Annotated in this window: 11 protein-coding genes and 1 pseudogene; 7 read left to right on the forward strand and 5 right to left on the reverse strand. The window is 61.5% G+C overall.

The annotated features are described in order from the left end of the window. Positions 1-53: 53 nt before the first annotated feature. The 3 genes and pseudogenes from ABIA48_RS03725 to ABIA48_RS03735 all read left to right on the forward strand — a co-directional run. Positions 54-389: pseudogene (locus ABIA48_RS03725) on the forward strand (ArnT family glycosyltransferase); the annotation flags it as partial. Positions 390-808: 419 nt separating this feature from the next. After that, positions 809-1,213 (forward strand): antitoxin Xre-like helix-turn-helix domain-containing protein, encoded by a 405-nt coding sequence (locus ABIA48_RS03730; protein ID WP_429487111.1) that lies wholly within the window; start codon positions 809-811, stop codon positions 1,211-1,213. Continuing rightward, the gene (locus ABIA48_RS03735) at positions 1,207-1,899 is read left to right on the forward strand and encodes an RES family NAD+ phosphorylase (protein WP_429487112.1); all 693 of its coding nucleotides are present in this window, start codon (positions 1,207-1,209) and stop codon (positions 1,897-1,899) included. Before ABIA48_RS03730 ends, ABIA48_RS03735 begins: the two co-directional genes overlap by 7 nt. A 303-nt stretch (positions 1,900-2,202) precedes the next feature. Here the strand turns inward: ABIA48_RS03735 and ABIA48_RS03740 are convergent, their stop codons facing one another. From ABIA48_RS03740 to ABIA48_RS03755, 4 genes are all read right to left on the reverse strand, one after another. After that, the gene (locus ABIA48_RS03740; protein ID WP_429487113.1) at positions 2,203-3,771 is read right to left on the reverse strand and encodes a DHA2 family efflux MFS transporter permease subunit; all 1,569 of its coding nucleotides are present in this window, start codon (positions 3,769-3,771) and stop codon (positions 2,203-2,205) included. Next, a complete protein-coding gene (locus tag ABIA48_RS03745; RefSeq protein WP_429487114.1) occupies positions 3,768-4,865 on the reverse strand; it encodes an HlyD family secretion protein in 1,098 nt (365 codons plus the stop codon). Before ABIA48_RS03745 ends, ABIA48_RS03740 begins: the two co-directional genes overlap by 4 nt. 96 nt (positions 4,866-4,961) lie before the next feature. Further along, positions 4,962-5,375: a cupin domain-containing protein gene (locus ABIA48_RS03750; protein ID WP_204933053.1), complete on the reverse strand. Its 414-nt coding sequence runs from the start codon at positions 5,373-5,375 to the stop codon at positions 4,962-4,964. A 44-nt stretch (positions 5,376-5,419) separates the two neighbouring features. Next, complete coding sequence (locus tag ABIA48_RS03755; protein WP_429487115.1) at positions 5,420-6,172, reverse strand: SDR family oxidoreductase; 753 nt, start codon at positions 6,170-6,172, stop codon at positions 5,420-5,422. 261 nt (positions 6,173-6,433) lie between these two features. On the opposite strand from ABIA48_RS03755, the gene ABIA48_RS03760 reads away from it, so the two are divergent. Continuing rightward, the gene (locus tag ABIA48_RS03760) at positions 6,434-8,023 is read left to right on the forward strand and encodes a winged helix-turn-helix domain-containing tetratricopeptide repeat protein (protein ID WP_429492781.1); all 1,590 of its coding nucleotides are present in this window, start codon (positions 6,434-6,436) and stop codon (positions 8,021-8,023) included. A 324-nt stretch (positions 8,024-8,347) separates the two neighbouring features. Here ABIA48_RS03760 and ABIA48_RS03765 read toward each other — a convergent pair whose 3' ends face one another. Continuing rightward, positions 8,348-8,677, reverse strand: coding sequence for a carboxymuconolactone decarboxylase family protein (locus tag ABIA48_RS03765; protein WP_429487116.1), 330 nt, complete (start codon positions 8,675-8,677; stop codon positions 8,348-8,350). 231 nt (positions 8,678-8,908) lie between these two features. Between ABIA48_RS03765 and ABIA48_RS03770 the strand changes: the two genes are divergently transcribed. The 3 genes from ABIA48_RS03770 to ABIA48_RS03780 are packed head-to-tail and all read left to right on the forward strand — an operon-like array spanning position 8,909 to position 12,845. Continuing rightward, the gene (locus ABIA48_RS03770; RefSeq protein ID WP_429487117.1) at positions 8,909-10,282 is read left to right on the forward strand and encodes a glutamine synthetase family protein; all 1,374 of its coding nucleotides are present in this window, start codon (positions 8,909-8,911) and stop codon (positions 10,280-10,282) included. A 7-nt stretch (positions 10,283-10,289) separates the two neighbouring features. Continuing rightward, positions 10,290-11,681, forward strand: coding sequence for an aldehyde dehydrogenase family protein (locus ABIA48_RS03775; RefSeq protein WP_429487118.1), 1,392 nt, complete (start codon positions 10,290-10,292; stop codon positions 11,679-11,681). Positions 11,682-11,684: 3 nt separating this feature from the next. Further along, a complete protein-coding gene (locus ABIA48_RS03780; RefSeq protein ID WP_429487119.1) occupies positions 11,685-12,845 on the forward strand; it encodes an iron-containing alcohol dehydrogenase in 1,161 nt (386 codons plus the stop codon). Positions 12,846-12,943: the final 98 nt, after the last annotated feature.

Below are 12,943 nucleotides of genomic sequence, written 5' to 3' on the forward strand. Positions count from 1 at the left end.
TTCGCCGGATAGCCTTGTTGCTCCAGCCGCTTCACGCAACGTGCGAAATAGTGATGAAACATTCGTTAGTCAGGTTTCTGAAAAGTGACCAGGGTGCACTGACCCTTCTGCTCGGTGTATCCGCGTTTCTATTGCTGTTCGGGTTGGGGACAAGGGAGCTTTGGGGGGCGGAAACGCGCTGGGCGAACATCGCGCTGCAAATGTTGCAAACCGGCGATTACTTCGACCCTTATCTCAAGGGCATGCCCTATTACGACAAGCCGCTGCCTTCCTATTGGCTGATTACGGCCACTGCCCACCTGATGGGTGGCCTCGGGCACTGGTCGCTGCGCTTGCCTTCGGTTCTGACGGCGTGGCTGAGTGTCTGGCTGGTCTATTTGATCGGTGAATGGCAGTGCGGCGTTTATTCCCAATGGGAAAACGATGGGAATCCCTGTGGCCGGGCAAGCCTCGGTTCAATAGATGTATGAGGGGGGCAATCAACGAAACAGGGCGCCTTGCAGGCTAACGCCGATCAGCTACGCCTTCCTTGTAGCAGCTGGCGTAGCCTGCGTCCGGCTGCGCAGCAGTCGTAAATCCGCCTTGCACGATCTCTCTGACGTACCGCGAACTCTGATTTTGCGACTGCTGCGCAGCCGGACGCAGCCTTCGGCAGCTGCTACAGATTGCGTTGTGGCTTAACTGATCGGCATTAGCGTTGCAGACGCCTTTTTTTCGTCCGCATCCAGTCCACTGGTCGCACCGATATTGCTCTACAGATTCAATATATCTAAATTTGAGTCTATAGACCCATATCGAGCACACGAACATGGCCGTCCTCGCCCAAGCCCAATCCTTCAGTAAAAACCAATGCGTCACCGGCCTGCGCGCCGCTGTGAGCATTCTGGAAAAGTGGCAAGCCACCAGCGATCAGGCCTGTCGCATCCTGCGCATCTCCCGCAGCACCTATACCCGCGCCCGTCAGCGTGACCCGGAGTGGGCAGTAGCACTGGATGCGGACCAGATGCAACGCATCAGTTTTGTGCTGAACATTCATGCGACGTTGCGGCTGGTGTTCGATAACCCGGAGAACGTCTACGGTTTTGCTTCGATGGCCAACGACAATGAGTTTTTCAATGGCCGTAGCCCGCTGGAGATCATGGCTCAGGGCGACATGATTTCGCTGTATGAAACCTTCCGCCGCATCGACATGCTGCGGGGGGCGCAATGGTGATGGCGAGTGAGCTAGCCGCGTTTGCCGGAGAGTCGTTGCAGGCTTATCGCTTGGTCAATTCGAAGTTTCCGCCCATTGCGCTGTTTGATGATGTGGCGGACGCGGATGAGTTTGAGGTGTTGTTCGAGATTCAGGCGCTGACCAATCCACGGTTGAAGAATGAGGTGGGTCAGCTGGAGTTGATTGCGCGCAGTGAGATCCCGTTCGGGATTGCGGGTTGCTCTTATGCCATCGCGCCGTTTACTCATGTGAACCCGGCGGGTTCGCGCTTCAGTGACGGCAGTTTTGGCGTGTTGTACCTGGCGGATACGATGGAAGCGGCGCTGGCCGAGGTGCGGCATCACCAGGGGCTGTATTGGTCAAAGGTGCCGAGCCTGAACTATGAGCGGTTTGTGTTTCGGGGGTTGGCTTGTGCCTTTGGCGATGCCGGAATGAAGGATGCTGCGGCCCTGCCGATGAACGATCCGGTGTATGCGCCGGACGACTACAGCCATTCCCGTGTTCTGGGGCGGGCGGTGCGGGACGCCGGTTGTCCCGGTTTGCGTTATCACTCGGTGCGGATGCCGGGCAGTCATTGCTGGGCGTTGATGACGCCAAGGCCCGTGTCCTCGATCATTCAAGCGGCGCATTACGAGATGATCTGGAATGGGCAAATCACCAGTGTCAGCCAGATCAGCGAGGCTTGAATGCCTTGCGATAACCCTGTGGCCGCTGATGGCTCCGACAAACTGATGCAAAACCGCGTCGGCATGAAAGGTTCCCCGATTTATAGTGGGGTGTAGCAGCTGCCGAGCACCGCGAGGTTGCGTTCGGCGGCGCAGCCGTCGTAAACCCTAAGCGCACGATCTGCCTGACACACCGCACAATCTGATTTTACGACGGCTGCGCCGCCGAACGCAGCCTCGCGGTGCTCGGCAGCTGCTACAAGGGTTGCGCAGGCCACAAACAGAAACCATGGCCTCAACAGCCGGTTTTTTTCGTGCGGGTCATCAGTTCGTCCGTTGTTCATGCACTTTCGCGGATCGCGAGAGGCCAATCTTGATGCCGACCAGAATGGGCGCGGCAAAGACGAACAGCAGGGCCACGGCAAAGAACGCCGTATCGAAGGCAATCACCGTGGCCTGACCCGACACCGCTTTGCCCAGCAGGCTCGTGGCTGCCCGGCCGGCAGCTATCTGATCCATGCCCTTCCCTGCCAGCATCGCGGTAGTGGTCGTCAACCGTTCGATGACCGCGTGCGCCCCTGGGTTGACGTTGGCGCCGAGAACCGCGCCATTTGTGACAACGTGATGGTCGATCAAGGTCTGCAACCCTGCGACACCCATCAAGCCACCCAACTGGCGCCCGGTATTGAACAGGCCGATGCCGCTGGCCAGGATGCGGCTGTTGAGGGTGCTGAAGGCGATCAGCGTGATCGACAGAAACAGGAAGCCAAGGCCCAGGCCGCGCAACAGGATGGCCGCCATCATGTCATTGGTGCCGCTTTCGCTGGTGGAGCCGGACAGCATCCACATCGCCGCCATGATCAGCAGGATGCCAAAAGGCACGGTCGCCACGGGCGGCACGCGGCGGACCTTGAACAGATAGGCAGCGATGAGCAGCGAGCCGACAAAAAACCCGCCACTGGGCAACAGGAGCAGGCCGGCATCGGTCGGCGTGAACGCGAGTACCGACAGGGCGAACGCCGGGATCAGGTACGCGCTGCCGAACAAGGCGGCACCAGCGACGAAACTGACGATAAAGGCAAAGGTGAAGTCGCTTGATTTGAACAGGCTGAAATCGAGCAGCCCCTGGCCTTCGGCCAATACTTGCTGGCCGAGAAAAGCCAGCAACGCGGCGGTGCCGATCACTGTCAGCAACAGGATGCGCGGTTCCTCGAACCAGTCCCAGCGACTGCCCTGGCTGAGCACGTAAGTGAAACAGAACAGCGTGGCACAGATCAGTGCACAGCCGAGCCAGTCAAACGAACGTTGCCGGACCCTGGCGGGCATGGGGTGGTCGGCAATGAGCAAAAGGCCGATCGCCGCCAGGGCCAGCGGCACCACGCTGAAGAAAATCCAGGTCCAGGACTGGCTGTCGATCAACCACCCTTGCAGGGCCGGTGCGAGAGTCGCAGACGCGACCACGGCCGCCATGGCGAACAGGGCCTGGAGGATCGGCTGAAGGGCGCGCGGATAACCGCGAAAAATGATCGCCTGGCCCGCCACCAGCAAAGTACCGCCAGCGAAGCCTTGCAGGATGCGCAATGCGATCAGCAACTCCAGCCGGGCGGTAACGGCAGCCACGCAGCACGCCAGGCCCATGACCAGGGTGGCGCCGATGATCACGTTGCGCGCAGAAAACCTCTGCATCAGCCAAGGGGCGATCATGAACCCGATCAGCTTGAGTGCGATGTAGCCGACGTCCAGCCAGGCGAACTCGTCAGGCGTGGCATAGGTGTCGCCGATGATGTCGGCGCGGCCGAGGGCCAGCACGGTGCTGGCGATCGCTTCCGTCAACGTGGCCAGCACGATGCCCGCGATGAGCAGCACGCCGGTGGTCGGTCTGGTGCTACTCATGAACCTGCCCCTTGCGAAACCTCCACCCGCGCGGACAGCCCCGGCACGATGCGCCCCGGCAGCGGATTGCCAGCCAGGCGGATCTTCACCGGAACGCGCTGCACCACACGCACAAAGTTTCCGGTGGCATTGTCGGGTGGCAGCAGGCTGAACGCCGAGCCACTGCCCGGTGCAAAGCTGTCGACCACGCCATCAAGTGCCGCGTCGGGGTAGCCATCGACCGTAACGCGCACGTGCTGGCCGGGGCGAAGATGTTCGAGCTGGGTTTCCTTGAAATTCGCCACGACCCATACATCGTTAACCGGCACGATATCGAGCAGGGCGACACCCGGCGTGACGAAGCGGCCGAGGCGAACCTGACGGTTACCGACCACACCATCCACCGGTGCATGTACCACGGTGTGCTCAAGATCGATCCGGGCGAGATCGCGCGCGGCCTGTGCTTGCGTCACGGCGGCCACGGCAGCCTCGCGCTCGGCCACAAACACCGTGATGCGTTGTTGTTGCGCCTCGACCGTTGCCGAAGCGGCCGATACCGAAGCGGCGGCTCTGGATTGCGCCGTGCCGGTTTCATCGACCAGGGCCTGGCTCACCGCGTTGCTGACGATCAGCTTGCGGCTGCGGTCATGGGTCTTGGCCGCCAGGCTCATGTCGGCGGTGGCCGAGCGCCTTTGTGCTTCGGCCTGCCTGATCAGCGCATGCTGAAGCTGGATCTGCGCATCGACATGGGTCAGGCGCGCCTGGGCGGCGCTGACATTGGCCTCGGCTTGCGCAAGTTTGGCGCGATAGTCGCGGTCATCGATACGAAACAGCACATCACCCGCATGCACGGCCTGGTTGTCCCCGACCTCGACCGCCGTGACATAGCCGGCGACCTTGGCGGCCAGCGAGGTGACGTCTCCGCGAACATACGCGTTGTCGGTCGAGGTTACGCCACTGGAAAACGCCATGGCTCCCCAAACCGCCACGACTATCAAGGCACCGACGCACAGCAATAGGCCGATGGTCTTGCGCTTGCCGCGTCGCACCACGACCTCAGGCGTTCCGGTACTTGCGCTGGTGGCAATGGCGGCTTTGTCCAGGAGCGAGTTCATTTTTTCATTTCCTGTTCAGTGCCAAGAACTAAAGCAGCCACTGGGCGACAGGGTCTGCCGCCCGGCTGTCGAACGTTCATGAGCGCATTGATCGGCTCACTGTTTGATCGGTGTGACGAGCACCTTTTCTTCGGTGTCGAGGACGAACACCGCCAACAGGCGTGCAGGTTGGGTATCGCTGGCGTTGGCGCTGACCAGATGCACGGAACCCGGCTCCTCTACGAAGTTTTCACCGACGTTGTAGATTTTCTCCGGCTGACCTTTGACCTTGATGCGGAACGAGCCTTCAAGGACCGTTGCATAGATAAAGGCTGTTTTCGGATGGGTATGGGCCGGCGATGCGGCGCCCGGCCCATACTCGACGACCACGCCCCTCATGCTCTTGCCCGGGATATTGGGAATGGGACGGTCGAACACCACCGTCACCTTGCCGGGGGGCGGCTCGGCGGCCGATGCGGCGCTGATCGAGAGCGCGGCGAAGACAGCGGCCATCAGCAATCGGGTAACCATGGGATTTCTCCTGGATTCGTAGGGAAATGTGAGGGTGCGATTCGTTACTGCGCCGTCGACCGGGCCAGCCAGTCGTCGAAGCGGATCGCCCCCAGGCGTGCGTTCTTGCCGGTGACCAGCGATTGATCGTCGAGCACGGCGCCGAAGTAACGGGCATGTACATCTGGCACGACCTTGCGGTTGTCCTGGGTCGCCCGCAGATAGCGCCTGGCCAGTTCGTCGATCGGCATGGTTTCCGGACCGCCAATTTCAACCGTGCCATTGACCGGTGCTGCCAGCACGACATCGGCCAGCGCCGCTACCACGTCGTCGGACGCAATCGGCTGGATCAGCGCCGGCGAAGCATGAATCTCATCGCCGACGGTGAACGACTGGACAATGCCGCCGGCAAACTCGCAGAACTGCGTGGCACGCACAATGGTGTAAGGCATGCCGGACGCCTTGATAAGGGCCTCCTGCGCGACCTTGGCCCGGAAATAACCGGTATCGGGAAGCCGTTCGCTCCCGACAATCGACAGGGCAACGTGATGACGAACCCCGGCGGCGGCTTCGGCGGCCAGCAGGTTACGGCTCGACGTTTCAAAGAAATCGAGAACGGCCTGGTCCTCCCACGACGGCGCGTTCGCCACGTCGACCACCACATCAGCACCATCCATCGCTTCGGCCAGGCCTTCGCGGGTGATGCTGTTCACGCCCGTGCTGGGGCTGGCGGCAAGCGCGTCATGGCCGCGCTCGCGGAGGGTACTCACAAGTTTCGAGCCGATGAGGCCGGAGCCTCCTATAACGACGATCTTCATGGCTTTTCTCCTCTTGTCGACTGCAACTATTGCGTCGGTGTAGAGCGAGATTGCCTGCACGCGTGAAGCAAGTCCTTGCACCGGGCTTGGGATTGCCTTGGAGAGTGCTTGGATTTACGTCCAAAGCTGATGATGTTCGTCCAGCCGCCCTTGTCGCAGACGGTGCAGCGGCTGTCGAGCTGCCGTATCATCTCCCCCAGTTACCAACCGCCAGCCGCCTGGGACACGGCGTTGAGGGCGCTTCGCCAGGGGATGCTCAACTTGCCATTCGCGTTTGAAGATTACGTGCTCGATCAGGAGCGCCGGGAGCTGACCTTGCGCGGGCAGGTCGTGGCCGTCGGACCGCAGGTCTTCGACCTGTTGCTGCTGTTCGTCAACAATCCCGATCGCGTCCTCAGCAAGGACGAGTTGCTCAAGTCGGTATGGAGCGGCCGGATCGTTTCGGAATCGACGATCACCAGCCACATCAATGCGGTGCGCAAGGCCATCGGTGATACCGGTGAGGAACAGCGCCTGGTGCGCACCGTCGCCCGCAAAGGCTACCGCTTCGTCGGCCGGATCAACGGCGACACGACCGGGGAAGCACCCCGGCCCGACATCGACGAACGCTCGAGCGCTGCCCCGAAGCAAGTCCCCTCCTCTACGCTCGCCCTGCCGGACAAACCCTCGATAACAGTCCTGCCGTTCCAGAACCTGAGTGGCGATCCGGAGCAGGAATACTTCGCCGACGGCGTCGTGGAGGACATCATCGCCGCCCTGTCGCGTATCCGCTGGCTGTTCGTCATCGCACGCAATTCGAGCTTCACCTACAAGGGCCGGGCGGTGGACGCCAAGGGCGTCGGCCAGGAGTTGGGCGTTCGCTACGTACTCGAAGGCAGCGTGCGCAAGTACGGGAACAAGCTGCGCATTACCGGGCAACTGATCGACGCGACGAGCGGGACGCACATCTGGGCGGAGCGCTTCGAAGGCTTGCTCGACGACATCTTCGAACTGCAGGATCAAATCACCCAGAGTGTCGTCGGGGCTATCGCGCCGCAACTGGAACGGGCTGAAATCGAACGCGCCAAACGCAAGCCGACGGAAAGCCTGGACGCCTATGACTACTACCTGCGTGGCATGGCAAAACTGCACAGCGGCAGCCGGGAAGCCATCGAACAGGCGCTGCCAATGTTCTACCAGGCCATCGAACTCGATGCGGAGTTTGCCTCGGCCTATGGCATGGCTGCCTGGTGCCACTTCTGGCGCAAGCTTAATGGCTGGATGAACGACCGGCCTGCAGAAATTGTCGAGGGCATACGACTGGCGCGTCTGGCGGTGACCCTCGGCCGCGATGATGCCGTGGCGTTGACCCGGGGCGGACATGCGCTGGCCCATCTCGCCGGCGAAGTCGACGGCGGCATTGCACTGCTCGACAGGGCACGCCTGCTCAATCCCAACCTCGCCCCCGCCTGGTTTCTGGGCGGTATCCTGCGGGCGCTGCACGGTGAAACAGACGCCGCCATCGAGCATTTGAACCATGCCGTGCGCTTGAGTCCGCTGGACCCGGAAATGTTCAGGATGCAGGTCGGGATGGCGCTCGCGCATTTCTTCGCCGGGCACTTCAATACCGCTGCAGACTGGGCGGAAAAGGCACTGGGCAACCTGCCCAGCCTGCTGGTCGCGGCCGCGCTGGTGGCGGCCAGTCATGCGCTCGACGGACGAATGGATAAAGCGACGTGGGCGATGCAACGTCTGCAAGCGCTGGATCCCTCTCTGCATCTCGGCACCCTCAAGGACTGGTTGCCCATTCAGCGGCCTGAAGATTTCGCCCGTTTCATCGATGGATTGCGCCTGGCGGGATTGCCAGAGTAAAGGCGACCAACCCTGTAGGAGCGAGCTTGCTCGCGATGGTCGTCAACGATGACGCGGGGTTTCTGATTAATCGCGGTGTCTTCAAGTCCATCGTCGGAACGCCGCCCGGAGCAAGCTCGCTCCTACAATTGCAACGGTAGGCCTTTGACTCAACGCCACGTCCAAAATCGCTTTCTCGGATTCGATGTAACTTGCCTTCGGTGTTCATGGGTGCGACCGTTGATTGACGCGTTAAACGCATCCACTGAACTTACCAGCAGCGTGGCAAGTCATCCCCTGACGACTATCGCAGCACGCGATGAATTCAACCGCGGTTCCGTTCACTCAACGCGCCGTCCCCTCCCCCATCACATCCTCCGCCCAACTGATCGCCGCCACGACAGTCGGGAAACCGATGGTGCTGGTCAACGCGATCAGGGTGTGACGGATCTGCTCCGGCGTTGCACCCGCCTCCAGCGCCCGGCGGACATGACTGTGCACGGCGCCCTCGGAATGGATCGCCGCTGCGGCGCCGAGCTGAATCAGTTGAACAACTTGCTCGTCCAGCGGCCCGGCGTGACGCACGGCCGTGCCCAAGGCCTCAACTGTATCCAGGTAATCCGGGTAGTGCTGTTTGAGGTTCTGGTAGGTTTTGTTAGCTCTCTTCTTCACCATTTTCATTTCCCCGCGAGCCTGTACCGGCCTGCTTCGTTGGGCCTTCCACGGCCATGTTGACCCCGACTGGGCAAACTTCAATCACCGAAAACTTGCGGAAATCGACAGTAGGCTAAGCTTAGTGCAGCTAATTGCCCACGATGCTCGCGGCTGCAGTTTTTGGATTTTTCTGGAGAGCGTCTGCAACAGCTATTCCAGAAAGGCCCAAAAAATTTGCGCAGGATTGCCGTGATGACCGAGCCTCTACTCAGTTTTGACGATCTCAAGCGTGCTGCCGCTTCCGGCGAAATCGATACCGTGCTGGTGTGCATGGTCGACATGCAAGGACGGTTGGTCGGGAAGCGATTCCAGGTCGAGTTTTTCATCGACAGCGGCCACGAAGAAACCCACTGCTGCAATTACCTGCTGGCCGATGACATCGACATGGAGCCCGTGCCCGGTTATGCCGCGGCCAGTTGGAGCAAGGGCTACGGCGATTTCGTGCTCAAGCCCGACATGTCCACCCTGCGGCGCGTGCCGTGGCTTGAGTGCACGGCGCTGGTGCTGTGCGACGTGCTCGATCATCACCATCGCAAAGACCTGCCCCACAGCCCCCGGGCGATTCTGAAAAAGCAGGTCGAGCGCCTGCGCGAGCGCGGCTATACCGGCATGTTTGCCTCGGAACTCGAGTTCTATCTGTTCGATGAGAGCTACGAGGCGATCCACCAGCGCAACTATCGCAAACCGAAAACCGCCGGCCATTACATCGAGGATTACAACATCCTGCAGACCACCCGCGAAGAGCCAGTGCTGCGGGCGATTCGCAAGCATTTGCAGGCATCGGGCATTCCCGTGGAAAACTCCAAGGGTGAGTGGGGCCCGGGCCAGGAAGAGATCAATATCCGCTATGCCGATGCCATGACCATGGCCGACCACCACGTCATCATCAAGCACGCCTGCAAAGAGATCGCGCAGTTGCAGGGCAAGGCGATCACGTTCATGGCCAAGTGGCGCTACGACGCTGCCGGCTCCAGCAGTCACATCCATAATTCGCTGTGGGACAAGAACGCCAAAAAGCCGCTGTTCTTCGACACGAAAGCCGAATTTGGCATGTCGAAACTGATGCGTGCCTGGGTCGCCGGGCAGCTCAAGTACGCCAACGACATCACCTGTTTTCTCGCGCCCTATATCAATTCCTACAAGCGCTTCCAGGTCGGCACTTTTGCGCCGACGCGGGCGGTATGGAGCCGCGACAATCGCACCGCCGGCTTTCGCTTGTGTGCCGAAGGCAGCAAAGCCATCCGCATCGAATGCCGCATCGGCGGCGCCGACCTCAACCCCTATCTGGCCTTCGCCGCGTTGATCGCGGCGGGCCTGGCCGGTATCGACGAGAAGCTCGATCTGGCGCCGCCGTTCGAAGGCGACGCCTATCTGGATGAGCATTTGCCGGAAGTGTCCAAGACCCTGCGCGATGCGAGCGCCGCACTCAAGGCCTCCAGCATGTTGCGCAAAGCGTTCGGCGATGAGGTGGTCGACCACTACGTGCACACCGCCGAGTGGGAACAGAAAGAGTACGACCGGCGAATCACCGACTGGGAATTGCAGCGCGGTTTCGAGCGCTACTGAGAACATCATGACTGCGAAGGTTCAACTGATCTCACCGGTCGATGGCCGGGTGTACGTCGAACGCGATCTGGCCGATACGGCGCAGGTCGAGCAGGCGTTGACGACTGCTGCCAGCGCACAGGCGTCATGGCAACGCCGCTCACTGAGCGAACGCGCAGCTTTTTGCAATGCCGCGGTGGACGCGATGCTGTCGATGCAGGCTGACATCGTGCCGGAGCTGGCCTGGCAAATGGGCCGCCCGGTGCGTTTTGGCGCCAGCGAACTGCGCGGGTTTGCCGACCGCGCCCGGCACATGATCGCTATCGCGCCGCACGTCCTGGCCGCTGTAGAACCGGAACCGGTGGCGGGTTTTCGACGTTACATCAAACGCGAGCCGTTAGGCACGGTGCTGGTGGTTGCCCCGTGGAATTACCCCTATCTGACGGCGGTGAACACGATTATCCCGGCGCTGATGGCCGGCAACAGCGTGATCCTCAAACATGCGTCACAGACGCTGTTGGTGGGCGAGCGTTTTGCCGAGGCCATGCGCCGCGCCAATCTGCCGGAAGGGTTGTTCCATAACCTGCTGCTCGATCATCGGCAGACCGCCGCGCTGATTGCTTCGGGCCGCGTGCAGCAGGTCAACTTCACCGGCTCGGTCGACGCCGGCAAAGCCATGGAAAGTGCCGCCACGGGGCGTTTCATCGGCGTGGGCCTGGAGCTCGGCGGCAAAGACCCGGCCTACGTGCGGGCAGACGCCGACCTCGAACATGCGGTGGAAAACCTGGTGGACGGCAGCTTCTTCAATTCCGGGCAGAGCTGCTGCGCTATCGAACGCATCTATGTCGATCAAAAAATCTACCCGGCCTTTGTCGAGCGCTTTGTCGCCCTGACCAATCAGTATGTGCTCGGCAATCCACTGGACGCAGCCACCACCCTCGGTCCACTGGTGAATCCCGGTGCGGCGGACTTCGTGCGCAAACAGATCGCCGAAGCGTTGTCGCTGGGCGCCAAGGCATTGATCGATGCCAAGGCGTTTCCCGCCGACATACCGGGCAGTGCCTACCTTGCACCGCAAGTGCTGGTGGACGTGACCCATCAAATGTCGGTGATGCGCGAGGAAAGCTTTGGCCCGGTGGTCGGCATCATGCCGGTGGCCAGTGATGAGGAAGCCATCGCCTTGATGAACGACAGTCCGTTCGGGCTCAGCGCCTCGCTGTGGACGCAAGATCTCGGCGCTGCCGAACGCCTGGGCAACGAGATCGCCACCGGCACCGTGTTCATGAACCGCTGCGATTACCTGGACCCTGCGCTGGCCTGGACCGGGGTGAAGAACAGCGGGCGCGGCGTCACCCTGTCGCCCCTGGGCTACGAGCACCTGACCCGCGCCAAATCCTTTCATCTGCGTCACGAGGTGTAGACCATGAACCTGACAGGAAACTGGAACTACCCCACGAGCGTGCGTTTCGGTGTCGGTCGCATCGCGGAACTGGCCGATGTCTGTCGCAGCCAGGGTATCCAGCGACCGTTGCTGGTGACCGACAGTGGCTTGGCGCGCGCGTCGATCACCACGGCGGCGCTGGAGGCGTTGCGTGGTGCCGGTCTTGGTGTCGAGCTGTTTTGCGACCTCAAGCCCAATCCGGTCGAAGCCAACCTGGCCGGCGGGCTCGATGCCTGGCGCGCCGGCAAACATGACGGCGTGATCGCATTCGGCGGCGGCAGTGGCCTGGACATGGGCAAACTGATTGCGTTCATGAGCGGCCAGACCCGCCCAGTCTGGGATTTCGAAGACATCGGCGACTACTGGACCCGCGCCGACGACAGCCGCATCGCCCCGGTCATTGCGGTGCCGACCACGGCGGGGACAGGCTCCGAAGTCGGTCGTGCAGCGGTAATCATCGACGAACGTACTCACACCAAACGCATCATCTTCCACCCGAAAATGATGCCGCGCGTGGTCATCAGTGACCCGGCCCTCACCGTCGGCATGCCCGCCAAGGTTACCGCCGGCACTGGCATGGACGCGTTATCGCATTGCCTGGAAGCGTACTGCGCCCCCGGTTTTCATCCCTTGGCCGATGGCATTGCCGTGGAAGGCATGCGCCTGGTGGCCAACGCTCTGGTGAAAGCGGTACACACGCCGTCGGACCTTGAAGCGCGAGCACAAATGCTCGCGGCAGCGGCAATGGGCGCCACGGCATTCCAGAAAGGCCTGGGCGGGATGCATGCGCTCTCGCATCCGGTGGGTGCGCTGTACGACACCCATCACGGCATGACCAACGCCACCTTCATGCCCTATGTCCTGCAATTCAATCGCACCGCCATCGAGGAGCGCATCACTCGCCTGGCGGCGTACCTGCGCCTGCCCTCGCCGGGGTTCGACAGTTTCCTGGCCTTCGTCCTCAAGCTGCGCAAGGACATCGGCGTACCCCATACGCTGGTTGAACTGGGCGTAGATGACCGGCAGGCCGACTTGATTGCGGACATGGCGATTGTCGACCCCTCCGCCAGCGGCAACCCGCTGCCATTGACCCGGGACGACGTGGCAAAGATTTTCGACGCAGCACTTCACGGCCGTCTGTAGGAGCGAGCCTGCTCGCGATGGACTTGAGGATGACGCGGGGTGTCAGGCTCCCCGCGTCATCGTTGACGTTCATCGCGAGCACGCTCGCTCCTACAGAA

The organism is Pseudomonas sp. S30_BP2TU TE3576 (assembly GCF_050436025.1).
Taxonomy (GTDB): domain Bacteria; phylum Pseudomonadota; class Gammaproteobacteria; order Pseudomonadales; family Pseudomonadaceae; genus Aquipseudomonas.